Origin of the sequence: Nocardia sp. NPDC050710 (assembly GCF_040654375.1) — a bacterium.
Classification (GTDB): Bacteria; Actinomycetota; Actinomycetes; order Mycobacteriales; family Mycobacteriaceae; genus Nocardia.
In genome coordinates this window covers 117,776-143,957 of record NZ_JBFAHV010000012.1, presented here as the reverse complement: position 1 = coordinate 143,957, position 26,182 = coordinate 117,776, and the positions used below count along the sequence as shown (strand labels likewise).

At 63.6% G+C, this 26,182-nt stretch carries 13 protein-coding genes; 9 read left to right on the top strand and 4 right to left on the bottom strand.

Translation table 11 applies throughout. The annotated features are described in order from the left end of the window. Positions 1–1,107: 1,107 nt before the first annotated feature. A complete protein-coding gene (locus AB0H61_RS21565; protein WP_357307167.1) occupies positions 1,108–1,605 on the top strand; it encodes a hypothetical protein in 498 nt (165 codons plus the stop codon). A 116-nt stretch (positions 1,606–1,721) separates the two neighbouring features. Here AB0H61_RS21565 and AB0H61_RS21560 read toward each other — a convergent pair whose 3' ends face one another. Both AB0H61_RS21560 and AB0H61_RS21555 read right to left on the bottom strand, forming a co-directional pair. After that, positions 1,722–2,873, bottom strand: coding sequence for a hypothetical protein (locus tag AB0H61_RS21560; RefSeq protein ID WP_357307165.1), 1,152 nt, complete (start codon positions 2,871–2,873; stop codon positions 1,722–1,724). A 1,105-nt stretch (positions 2,874–3,978) separates the two neighbouring features. Then, complete coding sequence (locus AB0H61_RS21555; RefSeq protein ID WP_357307163.1) at positions 3,979–4,266, bottom strand: hypothetical protein; 288 nt, start codon at positions 4,264–4,266, stop codon at positions 3,979–3,981. 109 nt (positions 4,267–4,375) lie between these two features. On the opposite strand from AB0H61_RS21555, the gene AB0H61_RS21550 reads away from it, so the two are divergent. Further along, positions 4,376–4,861, top strand: coding sequence for an SRPBCC family protein (locus AB0H61_RS21550; RefSeq protein WP_357307161.1), 486 nt, complete (start codon positions 4,376–4,378; stop codon positions 4,859–4,861). A gap of 29 nt (positions 4,862–4,890) precedes the next feature. On the opposite strand, the gene AB0H61_RS21545 is transcribed toward AB0H61_RS21550, so the two are convergent. After that, positions 4,891–5,421: a DUF1990 domain-containing protein gene (locus AB0H61_RS21545; RefSeq protein ID WP_357307159.1), complete on the bottom strand. Its 531-nt coding sequence runs from the start codon at positions 5,419–5,421 to the stop codon at positions 4,891–4,893. Positions 5,422–6,163: 742 nt separating this feature from the next. Between AB0H61_RS21545 and AB0H61_RS21540 the strand changes: the two genes are divergently transcribed. After that, positions 6,164–7,150 (top strand): ATP-binding cassette domain-containing protein, encoded by a 987-nt coding sequence (locus tag AB0H61_RS21540; RefSeq protein ID WP_357307299.1) that lies wholly within the window; start codon positions 6,164–6,166, stop codon positions 7,148–7,150. Further along, entirely contained in the window at positions 7,147–7,998 is an 852-nt protein-coding gene (locus AB0H61_RS21535; RefSeq protein ID WP_357307157.1) for an ABC transporter permease, read from the top strand. The genes AB0H61_RS21540 and AB0H61_RS21535 overlap by 4 nt, the downstream gene beginning before the upstream one ends. A 68-nt stretch (positions 7,999–8,066) precedes the next feature. On the opposite strand, the gene AB0H61_RS21530 is transcribed toward AB0H61_RS21535, so the two are convergent. After that, positions 8,067–8,354: a cytochrome P450 gene (locus tag AB0H61_RS21530; protein WP_357307155.1), complete on the bottom strand. Its 288-nt coding sequence runs from the start codon at positions 8,352–8,354 to the stop codon at positions 8,067–8,069. Between the two features lie 277 nt (positions 8,355–8,631). Between AB0H61_RS21530 and AB0H61_RS21525 the strand changes: the two genes are divergently transcribed. The 5 genes from AB0H61_RS21525 to AB0H61_RS21505 all read left to right on the top strand — a co-directional run bounded on the left by AB0H61_RS21525 (position 8,632) and on the right by AB0H61_RS21505 (position 26,123). After that, complete coding sequence (locus tag AB0H61_RS21525) at positions 8,632–10,839, top strand: MMPL family transporter (protein WP_357307153.1); 2,208 nt, start codon at positions 8,632–8,634, stop codon at positions 10,837–10,839. Positions 10,840–10,841: 2 nt separating this feature from the next. Continuing rightward, complete coding sequence (locus AB0H61_RS21520; RefSeq protein ID WP_357307151.1) at positions 10,842–11,282, top strand: SRPBCC family protein; 441 nt, start codon at positions 10,842–10,844, stop codon at positions 11,280–11,282. Positions 11,283–11,306: 24 nt separating this feature from the next. Next, a complete protein-coding gene (locus tag AB0H61_RS21515) occupies positions 11,307–12,101 on the top strand; it encodes an SDR family NAD(P)-dependent oxidoreductase (protein WP_357307149.1) in 795 nt (264 codons plus the stop codon). A 172-nt stretch (positions 12,102–12,273) separates the two neighbouring features. Then, entirely contained in the window at positions 12,274–20,817 is an 8,544-nt protein-coding gene (locus AB0H61_RS21510; protein WP_357307147.1) for an SDR family NAD(P)-dependent oxidoreductase, read from the top strand. Continuing rightward, the gene (locus AB0H61_RS21505) at positions 20,814–26,123 is read left to right on the top strand and encodes an amino acid adenylation domain-containing protein (RefSeq protein WP_357307145.1); all 5,310 of its coding nucleotides are present in this window, start codon (positions 20,814–20,816) and stop codon (positions 26,121–26,123) included. Before AB0H61_RS21510 ends, AB0H61_RS21505 begins: the two co-directional genes overlap by 4 nt. The last annotated feature ends 59 nt before the right edge of the window (positions 26,124–26,182 follow it).

The following is a 26,182-nucleotide window of genomic DNA, read 5'->3' as shown; positions in this document are numbered from 1 at the left end:
CCTCGGCGCGGCGTGTTCGGCAAACGCACGCTCATCGACATTGCCGCGCGTTCGAGGTAACTCGTGGTGCAGGTTGCGTATCGTTTGGTGGTGGTTCGAGGGTGTGGGCGCAGACTCGAGCCAGCCCCCCGGCTACCCCGCGCTTTCGTCGTCGATGTGATGTCGGCGTCGGGTGCCTACTGGGGGAGGACTGCTTGCGGAGCCGATGGGGCATCGTGGATCGCGTAGCCTTTCCCCTGTTCAGTCGTCGGCTCGGATGTCACGGACCGTCTCGGGCGCAGTGGGCCGGGAGGCTGCGTTGCCGCCGGTCGACTCGACGTTCTGACGAGCGGGTCATTGAGGGTTGAGTATTCGTTGTGGGGGTGCGTTCGGGGTAGCTCGGTGGGGAAGCCGTGCAGTTCGGTCCTGACGGGTGTTCCTCGTTGTGCGCTGTATTTCCATTGTGGCCGAACGTAATTCGTCGATATCGAAGCCTGTCGGTGCGGTCACCTCCGTTGCCGTCGCGGGGGTGATCGTTGGTGTCTGCGCCGAACATCGATGCCTCGCCGGACCGATGAGTCTCATGAACCTCTTTGTGGGGGTCAGGGGTTCGAGTCCCCTTAGCTCCACAGAAATAGCAGGTCAGGCCCAGTCAATGACTGGGCCTGACCTGTTTTCCGGTCCTGGCCCCCCGTAAACCCCCCGTTTTGGTTGTGTGTTTGATGGATGTGGCGTGCGGACCGCCCTGTCGTGGTTCCGATCCGCCGCGATGGGCGATGCGGCCGCAGTCGACAGTGAGAACCTGTCCGGGGATCTCACTCCGCCGTCCAGTGATTGTTTTCGGTCGCGGGATGGAATTCTTGGGCGGGTCAAGTTCGCCGCATGATCTTGCGGCGTCGCCCGCTGTGACCATAGGTTGCGCACCCCGGCAGGTCGAACGCGCGAACCGTGCTCGGGACAGTTTGGTAGTCGATGCGGAGTATCTCGCAGTTGGCGGTGATGCCGTGCCAGGTCCTGGAACCTGGATCCCGTCGCCTATGAGGTGGACACATGTTGGGTCGTAGGCATGTAAAGTCAGCATCCTCAGGGGGAGGGCTCGTCCGAGGCGGTGTGACTAGAGTGACTGATGTGACAGCGCCGTTGCCCGTATCTGCGAACCGGTTCCGTGCTGAAGCTGACATGCTCGCCCATCTGGCGACGTCAACACTGTTCACCAAACGAATGCATGCGCTCTTCGAGGTTCCGTGTACAGCGGGCGTACCCGACATTGTTTTCGTTGAGTTCGATGAGGCAGCCCTCGCTGAACGGAGTGCTCGGCCAGCGTTGACCGACATGGCTGAGCTGCGTGTCATGATGATGGCCGCATGTGGGGGAAGTCGAGTTCTCAGGGAGTGGACCGCCGCTGATGAGCAAGTCGATGGATTTGCGCAGCTCTGTCAGGGACACGTGCAGTTGCCATCCGGTCATGAGCACGATCTTCCCGGGACCAGACGATGCCCGGAAATCGGCATGAGCGTGCGTTCGGTAGGCACGCCGAGGCACCGGGACACACCAATCGGTGACGTCAGTTTTCGCCGATGCCAACGGATCTCGACCGTGCTGCGCGACGTCACAGTTGGCCGATGATCGACGTCGGAATTCACCAGCACAGCCAGCCATGCGTTCACGCCAGGCTCGCTGGTGATCGGCGTCCGGGCGATTACTGCCACCAGCTGGATCATTGGGCACTCAGAGCAACAACCTCATTCTCGGTGTTGGTCGGCAGGTGCCTCAATCTCGCCCTGGCCGGGAGGCCCAACAGGCCCACGGTGGCTGACTTCGAGTGCAATCTGGGCTCGGGTCCGGTCCCGCAAATGTGGGTCTTCGATACTGTTCACCATCTCCAGTGTCAGCGCATAGCGTCGGGCGGTCGATGCTCGATGCCCAACCATCAGCGACACACCACCGAGTGTTCCTCCGGCTAGGGCTGCGTACACGGCATTGGCCTCGGTTCCCAGCCCGAAAATGCCCAGTACGACCGCGACGCCGAAACCTACCACCGCCAATCCCGCCAATACCTGCGACACCAGTAGGGTCCGCCGCAGATCAGTATTGGCGAGACTGCCGAGCTCCGATCCGGACATCGCCACCATCGCCGCACCCACAACCGGAACCGACGAGGCTGCCACAGCGGCGATCTCGATACCACGCTCGTCGCCTGCGGCCGTGGCAGCAGCCAGCACGGCAACCCCGACGCTCATAAATAATCCCTTCCAAAGTTGGCGCGCACCAGTAACGTAACCACGAAACGGCCCCAGCGCCTGCTGTCCTTCAGTTCCCTGGACCTGCCGGACCCGCCCGCCTATGAGCTTGCCGTGCAGCGTCGGCTCCGGGTATGCGCCGTTCGAGCCGCTGATCGACCATCCCGACTTGCGCCGCAGGACCGCAAGGATCGTGTAAAAGTCCCCACGATTCATCGGCACCTTGGGCAGATCGATGATGCCGACGTCGTGTATGTCCTCGCGGACACCGATGCCCGGGTAGCAACCCAAAGGGTCCGCGAGCGACGGGTCACTGAGCTCAGCCACCGCCATACCGACCACCTGACACTGCGGGAAACACAGTTGCAGCCCGACCCGACCAGGCATCGCGTAATCAGTGGGTTCAATACTGGTCACGCCGATATTCTCGATGCGGATCAGCACAATCGACAGTTCCTTCACAGGCATCTGGGACCCGCCGAGGCCCGACAGCACCCCCGGGAACCCCGACTCGATCTCGCCGGTCACCGGAGAGTTCAGCGGTACGCGGAAGCCGATCTGTCTGCGCCGGACTACGAACCCCCGCACGAACACCAGCAGCGACACCGCGAGCACAGCGACCAGCAGCCCGACCTGCACCGGAAAGTTGTCCACCTGAATATGTCCCCCGAACGTGTTGGATCCGAACCATTTTCGTCGACCGCGCCCGATGTCGCCCCCCAGTTACCCCTGCCTTGAACAACAATTCACCTGCCCATAATCGACAGACACCGCAGCGGGCGCCGCGAGCGTTTGGACCGCGGCGGCCCCACAGTGACAGGCTCACATCCCCAGCGACCGCGAAGAACCCCTTACGCTTCGAGATGGTGACCAGCCCGCGAAACTGTAGTGCACGGGCCGAGACCGGTTGTTACGGTGCTGCTTTCAGCAAGAGTCGCAGGTACCGGTACCCGGCGGGGCACATCCAAGATGGGAACTCAGGTGACGTGGGAATTCGGTTCGCCCTGTGCTGTCCGCCCTCGGCGATCCATCCCCGGGCATCGCCTCGGCCGCCTAGGAGTTGGCCTCCGAAGCCACCAACGAGCGCAGGTACGTGAACCTGGACAGGTATCCAGAACTTGCCAAGATCTGTTGTGCGGCTAGGTAGTCAGCCGCCCAACCCTTGAGGTCGTCAAGTTCGGTGAAGATCTCGGCGCGGCACTCGCGGGCTGTTCCACGCCACACCCATCTCAATCGAAGCCGACTGCCAACCAAAGGCGGAGCCAGCGGTGATCATGGAGACACCTCGAACTGCTGACGGCAGGTTTCTGGTTCGAGTCCAGATGGGTGGGCATAACCAGCAGGTCGGGCACGGTCATCGTGCCTGACCTGTTCTGTCTGCAGGCTGCGACCAAGAATACGCCAAGAATTCCGATCCAAACTTCCTTACGCTGCAACCGTTTCGCCTGTGGGTCTGGCCCATTGGCTTGTCGCTTCCGGCTCGACGGTTGAACGTCGCAGACTCGTGCCCTCGGCAGGACACACAAAACATGGGCAACCGAAAAACGCCTGGTCATCGCAGGTTCCTACGCGATCTAGCGGTTCCGGTCGGCCAGTGCCGATCCGATTGTGGGCCTTCTTCGTTGTGCCCACAGCAGGGCACAACGAAGATGGGAACCCGGGTGACCGAGGAATTCGCTCCGGTCAACTGCTTATCGAAGCGGATTTCGCCCTGGAATGAGCGTACCGGGGTATCGGGTTAACGCGACTCCTGCTGAACTCAGTCGTTATCCATGCTCGTAGCCTCGGAACCTGGTTTCTTTGCTGCCTCAGATTCGTCGACAGGTCCTGCTGGATCAGTCGTCATCTCCAGCGGCTTTCTAGACGGTGACGTGGCCGGAGTGCCCGTTGTCGTGTTGGCCCGAACCGCTGGCGCAACCGTCTCTTGGATCCCTGCGGCGATGTTGAGATCCGCCATCGTGTTCCGGAGCGCCGCTGTCGGGTCGAATGTGGGGTTGAGATCGGCCATCGTCTTTTGGATGATCGCGGCGGTGTTGAGTTCCGCCACCGTGCCCCGGAGCCCTGCTACGGGTTCGAAACCCGAGAGCGTTCTGAGCGTTGCCACTCTGCGGGCTGATTCGTGCTCCGCTGCCGCCGCAGCAGCTTCCGAGTCGCCGATGCGGGCGGCTTTCTCGACCGCGGCGGAAGCGGGAGCGTTGATCGATTCGCTCGCCGGGCCGGACGACCGGTTGTGGCCGACCGGAGAGTGGCCGCCGATGGAGTTCGACCGGCCACTCGGCGTGGGTGCGGTCGGCGGCCACGGGCCGGTGCGGTACACGGTGCAGCACTACGTGCCCGGCGAGTGGGTCCGGTTCGGATTCACCGGCCCGCGTGGTTTCGACGGCTTCCACGAGTTCACCGTCCACCCCGGCCCCGACGGCACCGTCGCCCTCTGGCGCACACTGGCCATCCAGCCCACCGGCCCCGCCCGCCTCACCTGGCCCCTGGCGTTCCGCTGGCTCCATGACGCCTGTCTCGAGGACAGCTTCGACAAGGCCGAGCGTGATCTCACCGGCACCGTCGCGAGGCCCGCCCGCTGGAGTTGGTACGTGAAGTTGTTGCACGCGATCAGCGAGCGAGTCTTCCGCGATACGTCGCACTGATCGTCGCCGCTTCCCGGCGCGATAGGGCGTCAGCGCAATGCGCGCAGGTATCGGCGGCGGTACCAGCGCTGAGCGAGCAGCAGGACCGGAAAAGCCTTCCGCCACAAACCGTGTGGTGCCGCCGCGGTCACGGAACGAAGCGTCAGGTGGACACCGCCATCGGGATCGCGGTGCACGATGAACGCCTCCTCACCCGAGACCGGATGCCCGGCCAGGGTGCCGTAGGCGAATCCGCAGCGGTCGGGGGTATCGACCACGGCGACGACGAGCGCGGGTTCGACGATGCGAAGTGGTCCGATACGCGCGACGATCCGATAGCGGCCGCCTTCCCATGCGGTAGGCGAGCCCGAGCCGTCTGCGGCTTCCACACGAAAACCACTGCGCTGCTTGATCTCCCAGTTCAGCACATCCACCCTGACCCGCTGCCACAATTCCTCGCCGTTGCCGAGTGGCACCGTGACGCTGAACCGCCGATACCCGGGGAGATCGGCGTCCCAGACTTCCTCGGCGGGCGCGGTGACCCCGGGCCTCTTGTAGGTGAGCGGCGGGCTATCGGGCACTGGTCCGACAGTAGTGCTCGGCGGCGTCCGTGCCCACTGTCCACCATCTCCATGGACGGGAATCGAACCCGCGCAGTCTGCTTCGAGAGGCAGAGGAATATGTGGGATCAGGGCCTGAGCTGGGCAAGCCGCTGCTCGCGGGGTGGCTGGATTTGCCCCCTACGCTCCTGCTCCAAGCCACATCTGTGACGCGACCCGTATGCACTGCCGTTTGCTCGTATATTCGGGTCATGACCCTGCCGGGGACACGAGCCGTCGAAGAAGGCTGACAGGCAAGGAGAGATGACTTTGGCGTTGTGGAGCGACGGCCTACCGTTCGTCCGTGGAACGACTCCGCCGTACTATGAACCGTCACGAGTTCCCATTTCACGACACGCCAAGCGACACAAACGACTCCGCATCACACCAGCCGCTTCGCAACTTGACGAACAGACCAAACCCTTATGTGAGCGGCATTGCTACTAGTCGAAGCGTTCCGCGCTTGCGCTTCGAATAGATTAATATTTAACAGACCGTTCGGTCGCATAGTGTATGCCCGTCTCGCTATATAGTCGGCAATATTGCGCCGCAGGTCAGATGATATAAGTTACCTGATTGTGATGTTCATATGCGGTCGTCGAGAAGCTCGGGTAACCTCCTGATCGGGGCAGCGAGCTCCACCCGATCCGGTGGGCAGATCAATGGATCCGGCAATATCAAACGCGTCCAGTCCGCGGGTTTGGGTCAACTATTCTCTGGGGAGCTGAAATTGAATTCCTCTCTTGCCTTGGAGGCCGACGGCCTGGTCAAGGTCTTCGGAGAAACTCGAGCGGTAGACGGTCTCGATCTCGCCGTATCGAGCGGACGCGTTTATGGCGTTCTCGGGCCCAACGGGGCTGGGAAGACCACCGCGCTCAGGATGTTCGCCACGCTGCTGCGGCCGGACGGTGGTAGCGCCCGGGTGTTCGGACACGATGTCGTGGCCGAAGCCGAGGCGGTGCGCCAGTTGGTCAGCCTGACCGGGCAGTTCGCTTCGGTCGATGAAGATCTCACCGGTCGGCAGAATCTGGTCCTGCTGGCGAGGTTGCTCGGGTACTCGCGCCCGACTGCCAAGCAGAAGGCAGGCGATCTCCTCGACGCGTTCGGTCTTGCCGACGCGGCCGACCGAAAGGCCGCGACCTACTCCGGCGGCATGCGGCGCAGGCTCGACATCGCGGCGAGCGTCGTCAGCACGCCGCGGCTGATCTTCCTCGACGAGCCGACCACCGGCCTGGATCCGCGTAGCCGCAACCAGGTCTGGGACCTCGTCCGCGCCGTGGTCGCCAGAGGGACCACGGTAGTGCTCACCACGCAGTACCTCGACGAGGCCGATCAGCTCGCGGACCGGATCGCGGTGATCGACCACGGCAAGGTGGTCGCCGAGGGCACCCCCAGTGAGCTCAAGGCTTCCGTCGGCTCGGGCGCGTTGTACGTCCGGGTGCGCGAGCCGGAACGGCGGGCCGAAGCCGAATCGCTTCTGTCGGGGATCCTCGGTGTCTCCGTGCACCTCGGGTCGGACCCGGCGACGTTGTCCGCCGCTGTCTCCGATACCGGACGCGTCGCCCAGGCGCTCGGTGTGCTGTCGCAGTCCGGGGTCGAGATTGTCGGTTATGCGCTCGGCCAGCCGAGTCTCGATGAGGTTTTCCTGGCCCTGACCGGCCATCCCGCCGAGGAACCCGGCACCACCGAGACCGAGGAGGGTGCGGCGTGAGCACCGCGAACACCATCGTGCCCCCCCGAGCCGGCGTCGGCGAACGCTTGGACTCGGTGCTCCTGGCCAGCGCGGAACCGCCACGGCCCAATGCCTGGACAGCCACGCTGACGCTGGCCGGGCGGGCGCTGCAGAAAATGAAGAACTCGGCATTCGAGCAGCTTTTCGACATCATGCTGATGCCGGTCATCTTCCTGCTGGTATTTCAATACTTGTTCGGTGGTGCGTTCGCTGGGTCGACGGACGATTATCTGCAATACTTTCTGCCCGGCGTGCTGGTCGTCGGCGCGGTCACGCAGACGGCGAGTACCGGTATCGCGGTGAATTCCGATATCGTCAAGGGGATCTTCGATCGGTTCCGGACCATGCCGTTCTGGCAGCCGGCCGTACTGGTCGGCACCATGGTCGCCGATGTGGGGCGTTATCTGTTCGCGCTGCTGTTCACCGCCGGTCTGGGCATGCTGCTCGGCTACCGGCCGGAGGCGGGGGCAGTCGGCTTTATCCTGGCCATCCTGCTGCTGCTGGCGTTCTCCTTTGCGTTCGCGTGGATCTTCACCGTGGTCGGCGTGGTCGCCAAGAAGACGGAAACGCTGCTCACCTGCAGCATGTTGTTGATGGTGCTGGCTTTCTTGAGCAACGTGTTCGTGGATTCCGACACCATGCCCCGCTGGATGCAGATCATCGTCGACATCAATCCGGTCAGTCACGCGGCAACGGCCGCGCGTGGCCTGATGAAGGGCGACGTGACCGTGGGGCATCTGCTGTTGGTGCTGTTTTCCTCGACCATATTGGTGGTGATCTTCGCCCCGCTGACCATGTATCTCTACAACAAGCGCAGGCGCGGCTAGTTCTGGGCCGGAAACTCGATGGGGTGGCACCGCTGTGCGGTGCCACCCCATCGAGGAAAGTTTACGTATCAGCGCAGGCGGGCTTGCAGAAATGAGAAGTCTCGAAGGGACAGGGAACGGCGGCGGATGGGTTCGCCGGATAGTTCCAGGGTCGGCATGTGCTCGGCGATGGACATCAGCACCGCGGTGATTTCGATTCGTGCGAGGTTGCGGCCGAGGCAGTGATGTATGCCGCCGCCGAAAGCCAGCGATCGCGAGGACCCGCGGTGCGGGTCGAAGTGGTCGGGATCGGGATTGACCGCCGGGTCCCGGTTCGCCGCCCCGAACAGCACTCGAACCTGCGATCCGGCGGGCACCTCGTGAGCCGATGGGGCATGTTGTGATGTCTGACACAATTGACTGTCATTGTCGCGGCTCAGCAACTCGCAAGTGTGCTGGAACGGGGGTGTGAGTTCGGTTCAGCTACTTCGTATTTGCCTGGGTGGACGGCATCGTTGCCTTCGCTCGAAGTGATCTATCCGTATAGCGTGAGTTACGGCACATGATGGTAGCGCCGATCATCACATGGGGTTGGCGGGGTCAGGCGCGAATCGATGATTGCGTCCAGATCGCATCGCTTCTTTGGGGGAAGTCATGTCCTTGCCCGACGTTTCCACACGACCGAACCGACGCTCGATCCTTGAGTGGTGGGCGAATATCGTTGTCGGCCACCGTTATTCGGTAGCGATGGTTGGTGTCGTGGGGGCGGTGCTCATTGGGGTGGCCGGGCTGGGGGTGTTCGATCGACTCAATCTCGCTGGGTACACGGTGCCGGGGAGCCAGTCGAGTCTCGCGGGGGAGATGGCCGACGCCGAACTCGGTCGCCGGGCACCGGATATCGTCGTTCTCTATACCGCAACGGGCGGGCGGCCGATCACCGACTTCGCGCGCGACATCACGGACCGATTGGCCGCCGTCGACCCGAGCTTGCTCGCCAGGCCTGTCGAGTCGTACTGGTCCGCGGACCCAATAAGGCGATCGGCTTTTCTATCTTCCGACCGCACCCAGGCGCTCGCAGTTCTCACGCTGACCGGAGACGACGGCGCCCGTTTGAAGAGCTTCGAAAAACTTCGTGACACCTTGTTGGTTCCTGGCCTCGATGCTGAGTTCTCGGGCTATAGCGCGGTGACCGACGCCTACAACAGCGAATCGAAACACGACCTGATTCTTGTCGAATCAATCACGCTGCCCATCGCTTTGCTCCTGATGGTCTTCGTCTTCGGCGGCGTCGTGGCCGCGAGCGTGCCGGTGCTCCTCGGCGGCCTGACGATTTTGGCGTCTTTCGGCGCGCTGCGGCTGATCTCGGAATTCAGCGAGGTGAGTTCGTTCGCGGTCAACACCGCCTCACTCATCGGGCTCGGTATGGCCATCGATTACGGGCTCTTCACGGTCAGCAGGTTTCGTGAGGAGATGGTGGCGCACGGCGATGTCGACGAGGCGGTCCGCCGGACGGTCACGACCGCGTGCCGCACCGTATTGTTCTCAGGGCTGATACTGGTGGCGGCCTTCATGGGGATGCTGGTCTTCCCGCTATCGGCGATGCGATCGTTGGGGTTCGGAGCGATGTCGGCGGTAGCTTTCGCCGCTCTCCTGTCGGTCACTGTCGTCCCCGCTGTTCTCGCGGTGTTGGGACGGCGGATCGACGCGCTGGCGTTGCGGGGCAGCCTCCGTTTCGATGAGGCTCGATCCAAGCGCTTCTGGGCAGGGTTCGGTTTGCGCGTCATCAAGAGGCCGGCGCTGCTGGCCGCCGGAATCGGGCTCTTGCTGATCTGTTTGGCGCTCCCGATCTTCGGCGTGCGGTTCTCGAATATCGATAGCTCCGGCCTACCCGCAGGAAACCCAACTCGGGTCGCGCAGGAGCGAATCGCTCAGAATTTCCCGAACGCCACCAACGGCGTGGACCTGGTAGTACGCGGCCGAGACGGCGGCGCACCGACTTCGGCCGCGGTGTCCGATCTGCTGACCAAGGCGAACAGAACCAGCGGGGTTCGGATCGCGATCGCCGCCGACAGAACCGATGCCTTTACGGTCGTCCATGTTGTGCTCGTCGACCCCGACTTCACGACCCCGGCGCTGGAAACGGTGCGTGCGCTGCGGTCTATCGAAACTCTTGATGGTGCAACGGTTCTCGCCGGTGGCGAGAACGCGGTCAGTACCGACAGCTACGACGCGATCATCGCTGGATTTCCGAGAATGGCAGCAGTGATGACCGTCGCGATCCTCGTGATGATGTTCGCGGCCTTCCGGTCGGTGGTATTGCCGATCAAGGCGGTAGTGATGTCGGCACTGAGTCTTGTGGCCAGCTTGGGCGTGTTGACCTGGATATTCCAGGAGGGCCACATGGCAGGCCCGCTCGGCATCAGTCCTGGACCGTTGCCGCTCGCTGGCGTCGTGGTCGTTGTCGCCACCGTCTTCGGATTGTCTACGGACTATGAGATCTTCGTGATCTCCCGCATGGTAGAGGCGCGCGCGGCCGGTGCCGACACGCGCGGCGCCGTACTCGCCGGTGTGGCGGGCACCGGTCGGATAGTCACCGCTGCCGCGGCAATCCTTGTCGTTGTCGCCGGCGCCGCCGCGCTGTCGGGGCTCAGCCTTGTCAAGGTCGTCGGTCTGGGCATGGTGATTTCGGTGGTCATCGACGCCACGTTGATCCGCATGGCGCTTGTGCCCTCGCTCGTCGTGCTGATGGGGGAGGTCAACTGGTGGTCGCCCTGGCGACTTCCGGGAGCGCCGTCGGGTGCGGGCGCTGTTCCAGGCAACCAGACCACGACCGGGATCCAGGTCGACGAGACGAGGATCTGACTGTGGGCACCGATTTCGTTGCTGGCTCCATGACGCTGTGTGCACCAATCGGAGTTGTGTACGACTATGTCATCGATTTCGACCGGATTCCGGAATGGGTCGCGGGGGTCTCGGGTTCGCGGTGCGATGCGACGACTCCGGACGGTCTGGTTGTGCAGATATCTGTAGGGGCGCTCACGCACAGCGTGTCCCTCGTGATCAGGTCACGGGAGCAGAATCGTTTGCTCACATTGGTCTCCGTGGAACGTTACGAAGCAGAGGTGGTCATCGGTTTCGAGCCGGCCGGAGCCGATAAGTGCATCGTCACCACGACGGTCCGGTACCCAATCGAAGACGGCATCGCCTACCGACCATTGAACAAGGCTGGAAAGTTACTCGCTACTAAAATGCTCGAACGGACTGGCAAAAATCTAGAACGCAGAATATCTGAACGAATCGGCTAATTGAGACCTAGGGGTGGGACAAGAATGAAAATACAAGGGAGCAGGATCCTGCTGACCGGGGCCACCGGAGGGCTCGGACAGGCGATTGCCCGGGACTTGCATCGGCGGGGCGGTTATCTTATTTCGACCGGACGCAATGGTCGAGTACTCGGGCAGCTCGCTACCGAACTCGCCGGGGAGGCGATCGAGGCCGATCTCGCCGAACGTGATTCGGTATCCGAAGTGGTGGCAGCCGCGGGACGGGTCGACATCCTGATCGCCAATGCCGGCCTCCCGGGAAGTGGTCGGCTCGCAGACCTGTCGCCGCGAGGCATCGACCGGGCGATCGATGTGAACCTCCGGTCCCATATGGTGCTGTCCCACGCGCTGATCGGCCAGATGCGCGAGCGGCACAGTGGTCACCTGGTCTTCGTCTCGTCGTTGTCGGGCAAGACTGCTGCACCCGGATCGTCGGTTTACAACGCTACGAAGTTCGCGATGCGCGGTTTCGCATTGTCGTTGCGAGAAGAATTGCGCGGTGACGGCATCGGCGTCTCGGTGATCTTCCCCGGCTTCGTTCGCGACGCGGGCATGTTCGCCGACTCCGGGAACATACGCCTGCCACGCCTCGTGGGAACCGTTGGGCCCGATGATGTGTCGGGCGCGGTGGCCCAAGCGATCGAGCGGAATCGCGGGGAGATCGATGTGGCCCCACTTATGCTTCGGCTCGGCGCACGATTCTCGCTGGCGGCGCCCGCATTGTCTGCGACGGTCCAGCGATGGTTCGGCGCAGAAAGACTGGTTGCCGAACTCGCAGCCGGTCAAACAAGCAAACGCTGACCACACCATTTCACGCGCGATGCGCCGATGGGGTCGTATCGCCAATTCTTTCTATCTACGAGAGTCCGAGTTCCGGATCGCGCTGTTTTACATCGATATGTCGGCGTAGTGGCATCACGCCTGCGGCGCGATTGTTACCGCTCGCTCAGGACGAACAGCAGTACTACTAACGATGGATTCTGGCATGACCATAGATGAACTTTTCGAGCCCACGCTTACCCATCTCTTGCGCTCCAGGACAGTGCGTCATCCCGACCGCCTGGTTATCGCGAACATTCCGGACGGCGAAAATCTCAGCGAGAGTTGGACCTATCGAGATCTGCATTCCAGAGCGGAGGCCGTCGGGTCCTGGCTGAGGGAGCGGGGCGCGCTAGGTGAGCGGGTGCTTCTGTTCCATTCGAATCCGCTCCATTTCACGGCCGCGTTTTTCGGCACTCTTTATGCGGGTGCGGTCGCGGTTCCCGCATACTCGCCAGTGGGCAAAAAGCAAACGTTCCGCATCTCGAAGATCATCGCCGATTCGGGGGCGGAGTTCGCATTGGATTCCGCGAAGTCGCTGGAACGGGACCGTGCCGCAGTCGAATCCGTCGACGGGGCACGACCTATGCGATGGTGCGCGACCGACTCCCTCGATCCGTCAGACGCCGACTCGTCCGCCCAGGCCACGTGTCTGCCCGATCCGGACGATTTGGCAGTTCTTCAGTACACCTCGGGCTCGACGGGTGACCCCAAAGGCGTAATGGTGACCCATCGCAACTTCGTTCACAATCTGACCAGCATTCGTTCGGCCTATCTGCACAACACCGGTATCGGTCAGGTCGACGACGCGTTCGGGGCATTCTGGCTGCCGCTACATCACGACATGGGGCTGGTCGGCGCGGTGCTGGGAACGGTTCACTCGGGGTTCGGTGCGAGTTTCATGTCACCGGTTTCGTTTGTGCAGAAGCCGATCCGATGGTTGCGGATGATCTCAGGGAAATCCAATGTCGTCACGACCGCACCCAACTTCGCCTACGAAATGTGTATCCGGACCACTTCGCCCGAGGAGCGAGCCGAACTGGATCTGAGTGGATGGCACGCGGCGATGTGTGGAGCGGAGGCGGTGCGGCAGGACACCATGGAGCGCTTCGCCGAGGCGTTTGCGCCCGCGGGGTTCGATCGGGCCGCGCTCATGCCCGTTTATGGACTCGCGGAAGGTACGTTGCTGGTGTCCGGCTCGCGTCGCAGCACCGGGCCGACCTATGCGCGGCTCTCCCGAAAAGCATTGCAGCAGCGCGCTGTCAGTGTCGCCGAGGCCGACGATCCCGACGGCGTGGTGGTGGTCGGCTGTGGCTCGGCCCAAACCGGAACGCAGCTGATTGTCGCCGATCCGGATACGCTCGCTCCCTGCCCGGAGGGCACTGTCGGAGAGATCTGGGTGGCCGGTGATTCTGTGGCCACAGGCTACTGGGGACAGGACGAAGCTTCGGCCCGAACTTTCGGTGCTCGCACTGCTGGAGTCGACAGTGCGGACGAAACATATATGCGTACAGGAGATCTTGGATTTCTACGAGACGCGGAGTTGTTCGTTGTGGGTCGGCTCAAGGACCTGATCGTCATTCGCGGCCGCAACCTCTACCCGGACGACATCGAGAGCACGGTCCAGGACACTCATGATGCGTTGGTGCGCGGCAGAGGGGCGGCCTTCGCGGTCGACGGGCAGGACTCCGATGAACTGGTCGTCGTACAGGAGGTCGCCCGTAATCGGCAGGGTGAGATCGATAACGATGCGGTGTGCGGAGCGATCGCCGGCTCGGTGGCACGAGACCACGACGTCACCGTGTCACGAGTCGTTCTGGTGCGCGGGTACAGCCTGCCGAACACCTCGAGCGGAAAGGTGCAGCGGTTCGCGTGCCGGGAGCAGATGCTCCGCGGTGAGCTGAAGGTCATCGGAGAGTGGGCGAGCCGGCAGTCCACGCTCGTATCGCCGGACAGCGATCCCGTGGTCGAAACACCAACTGCCGGAGCTCATTCGGTGTCGGCGCAGCAGCTGGAACGCTGGATGGTCGCTCAGCTTGCGGCCGAACTTCAGATACCCGCCGCCAAGATCGACCCGGCGCAGCTTTTCGCGTACTACGGGCTGGATTCGGTGCGCGGCATCAGGTTGGCGACGGCGCTCGGAGAGTACCTCGGCCGGGAGGTGCCGCCGACCATCGCATACGAGTACCCCAGCATCTCCGAACTGGCTCGGCACTTGGCCGAGGCGGAAAAACATAGCCGGACGACATCATCGGAGCCGACGGAGGTCGCGGCCGCTGCCTCTACCGGGTCGGAAGAACCGATCGCGATCGTGGGCATTGGTTGCCGCTTCCCCGGGGCCGACGGTCCCGAAGACTTCTGGCAGATGCTGGTCAACGGTGTCGACGCGGTCGGTGCGGTCCCACCCGAGAGGTGGCAGCATGTGCGGGTCAAGTGGGGTGGTCTCCTCGCCGACGTGCGTGGATTCGATGCCGATTTCTTCGGGATCTCACCGGCGGAGGCGCGTCACATCGACCCACAGCAACGGCTGTTGCTCGAAGTGGCGTGGGAGGCGATGGCCGACGCCGGCCTCGACGTCGGTGCGCTGGCGGGCAGCTCGGTAGGGACTTTCGTTGGTGTCTCGACCAATGACTACGGCCGGATGTACTACACCACCGAGGATCGGTTGGACGCCTACTCCGGTACGGGCAATGCGGCGAGTGTCGCGGCGAATCGCCTGGCGTACGCCTTCGATTTTCATGGCCCGAGTGTCGCGATCGATACCGCCTGCTCGTCATCGCTGGTAGCGCTGCACACGGCGCGTCGTTCAATACTTGCCGGTGAATGTGAGCTGGCTGTCGTCGGAGGTGTCAACCTCACTTTGTCACCCGGGGTCGCGATCACGATGGCGAATGCGGGTGTCATGGCGGCCGACGGACGCTGCAAGGCATTCGACGCGGCCGCTGACGGCTACGTGCGCAGCGAAGGGGCAGGCGTGGTGATCGTCGAGCCGCTATCCAAAGCGGTCGCCGCGGGGCATTCGATCTATGCGGTTATCCGTGGCAGCGCGGTGAACCAGGACGGACGTACGAATGGGCTGATCGCGCCGAACCGGTGGGCACAGGAAGACGTGCTCCGCCGGGCATACGCCACGGCCGGTGTCGCGCCGTCGGCGGTGGGATACGTCGAAGCACACGGAACAGGCACCTTGGTCGGTGACGCCATAGAGGCCAACGCCCTGGCCGCAGTTCTCGGGCCGGATCGGGGACCGGACAGTACGTGTCTGCTGGGATCGGTGAAAACCAATGTGGGACATCTGGAGGCCGCGGCGGGCATCGCTGGCGTGATCAAAGTGGCACTCGCACTGAAGCACCGCGAGATTCCGCCCAACCTGCACTTCACCCAGCCGAACCCGGCTATCGACCTCGCCTCCGCCGGTCTTCGTGTTCCGGTCGTACCCGAGCCGTGGCCGGCCGAGCAGGCGATTGCCGGGGTGAGCTCGTTCGGGTTCGGTGGCACCAATGCCCACGCTGTGCTGTCGTCCGCGGAACCATCGTCGCCTGCCCCGGCTTACGACTCGCCCCGCGATTACGCGGTCGTCCCACTTTCTGCGCGCGGTGTAGACGCGTTGCGGGATGTCGCTCGGAGATATCTGAACTTGCTCGAGGCTACGGGCGATGACGCACCCACGTGGAATGCGCTCAGCTACTCGGCCGCCGTGCGCAGTAGCCATCTGGATGACCGGCTCGCAGTCGTCGCGTCCTCGAAGGCCGACGCCGCGCTGCAGATCGAGCAGTTCCTGCGCGGCGCATCCGGTCCCATGATCCGCACCGGACGGCGGCGTCATCAATCGTCGCGGCTGGCGTTCGTCTTCTCCGGACAGGGGTCGCAGTGGTGGGGAATGGGACGCGAACTGTTCGCGTGCGAGCCTGCGTTCCGCGACGCGTTGACCTCCTGCGACCGCGAGATTCGCCGGATCACCGGGTGTTCGGTCATCGACGAGATCCACTCATCTGCCGAACGATCCCAGCTCGGCTACGTCGATGTCGTGCAGCCCACTCTGTTCGCCGTTCAGGTTGCCCTCGCCGCGTGGTGGGAGTCGGTCGGCGTGAAACCGGTTGCGGTGGTCGGCCATAGCATGGGCGAAGTTGCCGCCGCTGTGGTCTCCGGGGCGCTGGATATGCCTGCGGCGGCCGCGGTCATCTGTCATCGGTCACGCCTGCTGCGAACAGTGGCGGGTGCGGGCGCGATGGCGGTTGTCGATATGCCGGTTGCCGAAGTCGAAGCATGGATCGCGAAGAACGGCTCCGACGTCTCGGTCGCCGCCGTCAACAGTCCGGTGTCCACCGTGGTGGCTGGCGCACCGGACGCGCTCGGTGCCTTGATATCCCGGCTCGAGCAGTCGGACGTGGCGTGTCGGCAGGTTCAGGTCGACGTCGCGTCCCACAGCGTTCAGATGGAGCCACTCGCATCGCGACTCGCATCCGACCTCTCCGGTCTGGCGACGGGACGCTCGACGGTCCCCCAATACTCGACGGTCACCGGGTCTCCGATCGACGGATCCCAGCTCACCGCCGACTACTGGGCTCGCAACCTGCGTGAGACGGTGCGATTCACAGACGCACTCGACCGGATGATCGACGACGGCTACACCACCTTCATCGAGGTCAGTCCACACCCTGTGCTGTCTACCTCCGTCGCCGAGATCTGGAACGCCCGGCAGGGCGATTCGTTCGGGCCGGAACCGCTCGTAGTCGCTTCCGGCAGGCGCGATAACGAGGAGCAGGTGGCGTTGCTGACCGCGATCGGCGAGCTGTTCTGTGGGGGGCATCCCGTGCCGTGGTCCTCGTTGTACCCCCAGTCCGAGTTCGTACGCTTGCCCAGCTATCCCTGGCAGCACCAAGAGCATTGGATCGCCGCGGAAGGCGAACAACCCGGCGTAGCCCGCTCAGGCGGCGCCTTGGAGCGCATCGCGTCAGCTGTGCATGCGGACACGGTGTTCTGGCAGACTTGCGTCTCCCTGCCCAGCGTTCCTGCACTTGCCGATCATCGAGTACACGGCACACCCGTTGTGCCCGGTGCTCTATACGTGGCGATGGCATGCGAGGCGGCACGGAACGAGCAAGACGGCAACCACTTCGAAATTTCGGGCATGACCTTCGATGTCCCTGTCGCACTGGATAAAGACACCGAGCGCAGAATCCAACTGGTTCTGGCCGGAGCCGGAGCCTTCCGAGTGTTCGGTACGCGGAGATCGGACGACGAACACGGATGGGAGCCGATCACCGCGGGCACGATCGCACGATCGGCAGACCAGGAAGTATTGCCGGAGTTCGCGGAATTACTCGATGCGAACGGCCGAGCGGGCGAGGAAATCTCCGGGGCCGACTTCTACCGGGGACTTGCGGCGGCGGGCCTCGACTATGGTCCTGCGTTTCAGCGGGTCCTGCGCATCACCAGAACCGATGGCGTAGCGTCGGCCGATTTCGATCCCGCGATGGGGACAGATCATCTGATGGAGACCACGATTCGGCTCGATGCCGTCCTACGGACCTTGGCGGCGGCCGTACCGAGGATTCCGGATGTAACTGCGGTGTACCTGCCGCTAGGACTGGCGCGGCTGCGCGTCTTCGGCGACCTGACCGAGGCAACGTCGTCGCTGATGCGGGGAAACAGCGAAACGGACTCCGATGTCATCGAGGGTGAGTTCCTGATCTTCGATTCGGACGGCCGGACTATTGCTCACGGCAACGGATTTCGAGTGAAGCGTTTGTCCTCTGGCCGCCCGGCCGCAAATGGTTCGATCGACGAGTGGTTCCATGATGTTGCCTGGATCGAGTCGCCACAGGATGCGCCCGCATCGGCGGCGAAGTCGGGCACGTGGATACTGGCCGGTGACGAACTGCTCTCCGATTGGTTACACCTGCGGCTGGAGGCAGCCGGTGTGCCGGTGCGGAGGCACCAGCGGGGAAGCGTGTTCGGCGAAGCGGATGCTCGACATGATCCTGTCGGCGCGATCGTGTATCTCGTACCACAGCAACGCAGCTCGGACCTGGCCGAGATTGCGCGTGCCAATGTTCTCGACCTGGCCGATTTCGCGAAGACGTTACTGCGGCACGAGTGGCCAGAGGGCGTTCCGAGATTCTATATCGTCACCGACGGCGCCCAGCAGCTGGGAAGTCGCGACGACGCGGACCTGCCTGTTCGGATCGATGGAATTGCCGCTGCGCCGGTCTGGGGCCTGGCGCGCTCGATCGAATTCGAGCACCCGGAATACGACTGTACGAGAATAGATCTCGAAACAGGTGGTGTTATCTCCGACGAGGTCGTTGATGAACTGGCCACGGAACTGCTCTCGAACGACTCGGAATCAGAGGTCGTTTTGCGGGGTGGAAAGCGTTATGTGGCGCGCGTGCGCCGCGTGCCTGCGCCACGACCGCACCGCCGATCCGCAATCGGCGAAGAGGGTTTCGCTCTTGTCCAGGCAACGCCTGGCCTGCTCGACACGATGGACCTGCGCCGCGGCGAACGCCGAACACCGGGCCCGGGTGAGGTGGAGATCCGAGTCCTGGCTGCGGGATTGAACTTTCACGACATCGCCGAGGCACTTGGCATTCTCCCACCGGAGAACGGGATCAGTCCTGTTCTCGGGGCCGAATGCGCGGGAGAGGTGGTGCGGGTAGGCCCAGATGTGGATGAGATTGCGCCCGGCGATGCGGTATTGGCGTTGGCGGCACCAGCCTTCGCTTCGTACGTCACGACAGCGGCCGCGCTCGTGGTGCCGATTCCGAAGGCTATCAGCCCGACCGACGCCGCGACGGTGCCGATCGCATTCGCGACCGCGTATCGAGCCCTGCATGAACTTGCACGTCTGCGAACCGGTGAACGGGTCCTCATTCATTCGGCGACAGGCGGTGTCGGCCTCGCCGCGATTCAGGTCGCGCGATGGCTCGGTGCGGAAATCTACGCGACCGCGGGCAGCGCGGAGAAACGTGATCACTTGCGTTCCCTCGGAATCGAGCACGTCATGGATTCCCGTTCGCTGAACTTCGCCGCAGATGTCTTGGCCGCGACCGGCGGCGCTGGCGTCGATGTAGTGCTCAATTCGCTTGCGGGTGAAGCCGCCTCCGCTGGCCTCACGATATTGAGCCCTTTCGGACGTTTCATCGAGATCGGCAAACGTGACATCTACGAGCGGAGGACGCTGAGTCTGTGGCAGCTCCGCGCGAACGTTAGCCATTTCACGGTCGACCTCGCAGCGCTTGCTGTCCACCGTCCGTGGGAGCTGCGCCAGACCCTGCTTGCGGTGACCGCACGGATCGAAGCCGGAGACTTCCGACCCCTTCCGACCACAGTATTCGCATTCGACGAGGCGGCGTCGGCATTCGAAACCATGGCCAGGGCGCGTCATATAGGCAAGATCGTTTTGACGCCACCTGCGGGCACCGGGCCCGAAATTCGAGTCGACGCACCACTAATGCGTGATGACGGGTGCTACCTCGTGACCGGTGGACTTGGAGGTATTGGAATCGAGTTGGCCGGGTGGCTGGTACGGCGTGGCGCCCGCCGGTTGGTCTTGGCCGGGCGGCGTGCACCCGGTGCCGACGCCGCGGAGGCGATCGAACGATTGCGGGCCGTCGGCGCGGAAGTCACAGTGCGGCAGATCGATATCGCCGACCGCGGCCAGGTCGACGATATGGTTCAGGCCATTGCCGAGACGGGGTCACCGCTTCGAGGTGTGCTGCATGCCGCAGGAGTGCTCGAAGACGGTCTGCTGGAACGCGCGGAAGCTGCGGCGTTCGACCGGGTGCTGGCGCCAAAGGTTGACGGTGCTTGGAATTTGCACGAGGTGACGGCCGAGTCACCCCTTGATTTCATGGTCTTCTTCTCTTCGGCGGCCGGTGTGCTGGGATCGCCAGGGCAAGCGAATTACGCAGCAGCCAACCTGTTTATGGACGCGCTGGCCGAATACCGCCGTGCTGTCGGCTTGCCGGCGATGAGCGTCGCGTGGGGACCGTGGGGCCGGGTGGGCCTGGCCGCGCGCACCGATCGGAACGAGCACACGAGAAGGTTGGGGCTCGGCGCGATCGAGCCTGCCGAAGGACTGGTGATCCTGGACCGCCTGATGCTCGCGGATCCGATGCGCGCACTGGTGATTCCAGCGATGCAGACGTCGAGGGTCTCAGATCTCGCGGGCGGTCGCGCCATCAGGCCCCGCCTCTCCGAGCTCGCTACGACGGAGAACTCATCACAGTCGAATTCGGGAAGCGCCTTGCGGAGAGAACTCGAGGGCCTCGCGCCGGGCGAGGCGACGGCCGCCATCGCGCGCTATCTGACCGGCGAGATCGAGCAACGGCTAGGAGCCGCCGCGGGGACCGTAGATCCGGATCGGCCGTTGCGATATCTGGGTTTGGACTCGCTTGCCGCCATGGAATTCCGGATGCGGATCGAACGCGAGCTATCCATCACGGTGCCGCTGGTCCGGATTCTCGAGGGACCGAGTATCGCCGAGCTCAGCGCATGGCTCGCGACCCGCATCGGACAGGCGCGATCGAACGGGCTCGACCGGGACGCTGAGCCGCGCAACATGACACCACCCGTTTCCGCCGCCCAGCCGAAAGCCGACGACCTGTTGGAGCGACTGGATTCGATGTCCGACAGCACGGTCGACGATCTGCTTTCCGAACTGCTTTCCGAGGAAGGAGAAGCGACGCGATGAAGACCGGAAACGCCGGAGAATCTGCGCGGATCAATACCGCGGACCTCACCGCCGAGCAGAAACGGGAGCTGTTGAAACAGCTGCTGCAGGCTCGCGCCGAACGCGGCGCCGACCGTCTGCTGTCGCATGGCGAACGGGGGCTGTGGCTGCACTCGCAACTCGCACCGCAGAGTGCTTCGTACAACCTGGTCTACGCGGGCCGAGCACGAGGCACTCTCGATCTCGATCGCCTGCGGACGGCGCTCGACACGCTTACGGCGCGGCACGACACCTTGCGCACGACCTACGACACCACTGCGGATGGCGCGGTCGCCTCCGTGCGGCCGCAGCGGCGCGTTCCGCTCGAAGTCGTCGAGGCGTCAGGTTGGCATTCCCAACGGGTGAACGGCTGGCTGGACAGGCGGCTGCAGCGCCCTATCGATCTGCGGACAGGACCGTTGCTGGAAGCCCACGTCCTGCGGCTGGGACCTGGCAATGATGTGTTCGTGCTGGCCATCGCGCACATCGCGGTGGATTTCTGGTCCTTGGACGTTCTGCTGACCGAACTCGCGATGATCTATACGGACGCGGAAGTGGTGCTCCCGCAGGTCGAGCACGCGTACGCCGATTACGTGCGGTGGCAGGCGCAGCTCCTCGAGGGAAGCCGGGGGCAGGAGTTGCGCGATTACTGGTCCGGCCGCCTCAGCGGAGTGCCTCGGCTCGCGTTACCGATCGCACGGGATCGACCGCTCAACCAGACTTTCGTCGGCGATGTCCACGAGTTCGAGATCGATGACCACCGCACCTCACGGTTGAGGGCACTTGCCCGCACCGAGGGCGTGACCCTGCAGATCACCATGCTTGCGGCTTTCGCCGCAGTCCTGCACCGATACTCTGGCAGCGAGGACATCATCATCGGCTCACCGATCGCGGGCCGGGGCATGCCGAGGGCCGAGCGGATGGTCGGCTATTTCGTGAATGCCGTCGGGCTGCGTGCGGAGCTCGGTGGCCGCCCGAGTTTTCGGACACTGCTGCAACGCTTGCGGGGCACCGTGCTGGAGGCGGTGGAGCATCAGGACTTTCCGTTCCTCGAATTGGCTTCTCACCTCGAGCCTGTGCGGGACCCTTCCTATCCACCGGTCTTCCAAGTCTTCTTCGCATGGGAGACATCCCGCTCGACGATGGGCGAGGCAGCGGTAGGAGAACTGGAGCTCGAGACTGTCACTTTGCGCCAAGGTGGCGCACCTGTAGATCTGATGCTGATGGTCGCTGAACGGGCGCACACGCTGACAGCCGTACTTCAGTACAACACCGATCTGTTCGACTCGCGCGCCGTCTCCCGACTCGCCGAACATCTCGGCATTCTGCTGGATGGCGTCCTCGCCGAACCCGACGAAAGAGTTGGCCGGATACCGATGTTGACCACGGCGGAGGAATCGTCCCTCGCCCGCTGGAACGACACCGGCGACCCGCGATTCGCTGGCCGGAAGTTGAACGATCTGCTTGCCGGGCAAACACGACGAACCCCGCACGCCACTGCTGTCACCTTCCGCGGCGAGCACCTGACGTACCGTGAACTGCGGCAACGCGCGGAGAATCTGGCTGCCGGGCTGCAGGCCGCTGGGGTCGGGCCGGGTGATGTCGTCGGTATCGCGGTCGAGCGCTCGGAGTTGTCCGTCGTCGCTCCATACGCGGTGCTGCTGGCCGGCGCTGCCTTCCTCCCCGTCGACCCCGAACATCCGGCCACCCGGCTATCGGCAATCGCGACCGAGGCCAACATCACGGCGTGGATCGCCACAAAAGGCACAGCCGAGCGGGTCCCCGGTGCGCTGCCCGTCGTGACCGCCGACACCGAGGGACCGGCCCGTCCCTTCGACCCCGAGCCCGCCGAGAGCCTCGATCCCGGTGCGATCGCCTACGTAATGTTCACGTCGGGATCGACGGGATCACCCAAGGGTGCCGCCAACACGCATGCCGGCATCGCGAACCGGTTGTTGTGGATGCAGCACGCCTACGCACTCGGCGCCGACGATTCGGTGCTGCACAAGACGCCGGCCACGTTCGATGTCTCGGTCTGGGAGTTGTTCTGGCCGTTGATTGCCGGTGCTCGGTTGGTGGTCGCCGAGCCCGGGGGGCATCTCGACACAGGCTATCTGGTCGATGCGGTGGTGACGAACGAGATCACCGTCATGCACTTCGTGCCGTCGATGCTGCGGCTGTTCCTGTCTGATCCCGGAGCGCACGCGTGTACCGGGTTGCGCCGGGTCATCGCGAGCGGTGAGACGTTGACGGCGGACCTACGTGACCTATTCTTCGAAACGCTTCCAGCGAGCTTACACAACCTGTATGGGCCTACCGAGGCGGCCATCGACGTGACCTACTTCGATTGTGTCCGCGGCGACGCCGATGCGGTGATTCCGATCGGACGCCCGATCGCCAACACGGGCATATCGATCCTGAACGAGGACATGATGCCGGTTCCCGTCGGTGTGCCGGGGGAGCTGTATATCGGAGGCGCCGGGGTGGCGAGAGGTTACGTCAATCGGCCCGACCTCACGCGGGAGCGATTCGTCGAATGGTCGTCCGCCGAAGGCACCACTGAGATCATCTACCGAACCGGTGATGCCGCCCGCTACCGAGACGACGGGACCATCGAGTATCTCGGCCGACTGGACCACCAGGTCAAAATTCGTGGCGTCCGGATCGAGCCCGGTGAGATCGAGTACGCGCTCGTCCACACAGGGCTGGTGCGGGAAGCCGTCGTGACGACTACCGGATCCGCCGGCGAATCGACGCTGGTGGCCTACTTCGTCCCAGCGAATCCCCTGAATCCACCGAGCTTCACGGATCTGCGTGCCGCGCTGCGCCGCGACCTGCCGGAGGCACTGATACCGGCCAGATTTCTTGTGCTAGAGAGTATTCCGACCACATCGACCGGCAAGCGAGATCTGCGATCATTGCCCGACCCCGGCAGGGATCGTCCGGACCTGAAGAACGAATATCAGGCTCCGCACTCGGCTTTGGAGAAGTCGGTGGCCGAACTGTGGGAGCAGGCGCTCGGCATCGACCGGGTGGGCGTGCACGACGACTTCTTCGAGCTTGGAGGTGCCTCGACGCAGATCATGGAGATCTGCGCCGGGGCGCGGGAGCGCGGGTTGCCGATCTCTCCGGAGACGTTGTTTCGCGGCAGAACCGTTGCCGCGATCGCGGCAACGATCGCCGAGGTGGAGCCCGAATCGGTGGCCACTGTGCCACTGCCGGAGGAGGTCTCACGCACCAGTACGGCTAGCGTGGCGTCCGATACCGCTCGGAAACTCGCCGGGCAGCAGCCGGACTCATCCGGCACTCTGATCGAGAGTATCGGGGTACACCTACCGGACCGAGTTCTTTCGACCTCGGAGATCTTGGCTGGTTGCGATCGGCCGATCGATATCCCGCTGGAACAGCTCACTGGAATTGTTTCTCGCCGAGTGGTTGGACCGGGCGAGTTCTCCTTTGAGCTCGCCATGGGGGCCGCTGAGCGCTGCCTGGCCGCGTCGCGACATCGTCCGGAAGGCATAGATCTGCTGATCTGCGCGAACATCTCCCGGGTCGAAGGGCCCGACCACCGATTCGTTTACGAGCCCAGTTCGGCAATGCGTCTGCGAGCAGCACTGGGTCTGGACAATGCGCTCAGCTTCGACGTCTCGAATGCGTGCGCCGGGATGTTTACCGGCATGTGGGTTGCCGATGCGTTTCTTCGCCTCGGTGCGGTGCGTACAGCGATGGTCGTCAGCGGTGAATACATCTCCCACATCATCGATACCGCGCAGCGGGAGATAGTCGACCTGCTCGACGACCGACTCGCCTGTCTGACCGTCGGAGATGCCGGTGCCGCAGTCATATTGGAGCGCGGTGGCGACGGGCGGGTCGGGTTCCACGCGCTCGAACTACGAAGTCTCAGCAAGTACAGCGACCTCTGTGTCGGCAAACGGACCGATCAGCCACATGGTGGCGCGATTCTGTACACGAAAGCGGTCGAGCAGACTGCGATAGCGGTACGGAGATCCATACCCTTCGCGGCGGAAATGATGACCCGCAAGGGCTGGACACCGGAATCGGTTGACCACGTGCTGATGCATCAGACGTCACGGTCTTCCATCAACGACGCCACCGCAGCTATCAACCGACTGGCAGGGCGTACCGCCATCCATCCGGACAAGGTCGTCTGTAATCTCGCCGAACGGGGAAACACGGCCTCAACCACGCATATCGTCGCGATCAACGACCTCATCGAGCGGAAGCAGCTATCCAGGGGAGACCGGATGCTGTTCGGGGTCACGGGATCGGGACAGACCATCGGGGCTGCCCTGTACACATTCGACGATCTGCCAGACCGCATGCGACACGGAAATGCGGAGAAGGTCTCGCCTGCCTCGGACACCGCGCCAGGGTGGCCCGTCGATGCGATCCGGGTGCGCATTGCCGCGGCCGCCAGCGTGTCCGCGGAAGGCGAGGAGACGGCCGTCGAACTCGGATTCGCGGCCGCGGCGGCGTGCCTAGCGGAGTCGGGTGTATCCCTAGAAGATATCGGTTTGCTCATCTACGCCGGGATGTTGCGCGACGATCACATGATCGAACCGGCTACGGCGACGTTCTTGGCCAACCGGTTGCGGTTGAATCCCGATCCCGAGGGCCACAACGACCACGGGACATTCGCGTTCGACATCGCGGACGGTGCCGCCGGCCCGCTGGAAGCGTGTCAGGTCGCCGCGGCGGCGATGGCTACCGGCGGCCCGGTCGCTGCTCTGGTGGTGGCTGCCGAGGCGGATCCAGATCATCCATCGGATCTGCCTGCACGGCAGCGGATCTCGCACGGCGGCTCGGCGATCCTGCTGGTCCGTTCTGAAAGTGGTTCTGGCTTCGGCCATTTCCGTTTCACCACCTACACCGAGCACGTGGATGCGTTGACGACGTTCGCATTGCTGTCTGGCGACCACCGCCTAGCCAGGCTCCGCGACCCCTGGCTGGAGGATCTGTACCTGAAATACCTCGAGGTCACCGTCGCCGAATTCCTGGCCGCGGCGGGGCTTGCCATGGCCGACATCGCAGTTCTGTGTGGGCCTCAGATATCAGCGGCATTCGTCGGCAGGCTGGCCGACCGGGTGGGCATAGCGCGATCGCGTGCGATCGACGTGACCGATGAGGCCGGTGATCTGTTCACCTCGTCGCTGGCCACCGCGCTGCGCCGAAGTGAGGAATCAGGGCTGGCGCGAAGCGGCGACATCGCCCTGGTGGTGACAGTCGGAGCAGGGATCAGGGTGGGGTGTGCCACCTACCATTTCTGACACATTCGGGTGAATTGAAACAGGTTGCCGGAGGAGGCAATACGCTGGAAGTGAATTGA

Coding starts and splice junctions, on each gene's coding strand:
- AB0H61_RS21515 (WP_357307149.1), top strand. CDS start 11,307: ATGAAAATACAAGGGAGCAGGATCCTGCTGACCGGGGCCACCGGAGGG.
- AB0H61_RS21550 (WP_357307161.1), top strand. CDS start 4,376: ATGCGGGCGGCTTTCTCGACCGCGGCGGAAGCGGGAGCGTTGATCGAT.
- AB0H61_RS21525 (WP_357307153.1), top strand. CDS start 8,632: ATGTCCTTGCCCGACGTTTCCACACGACCGAACCGACGCTCGATCCTT.
- AB0H61_RS21510 (WP_357307147.1), top strand. CDS start 12,274: ATGGATTCTGGCATGACCATAGATGAACTTTTCGAGCCCACGCTTACC.
- AB0H61_RS21505 (WP_357307145.1), top strand. CDS start 20,814: ATGAAGACCGGAAACGCCGGAGAATCTGCGCGGATCAATACCGCGGAC.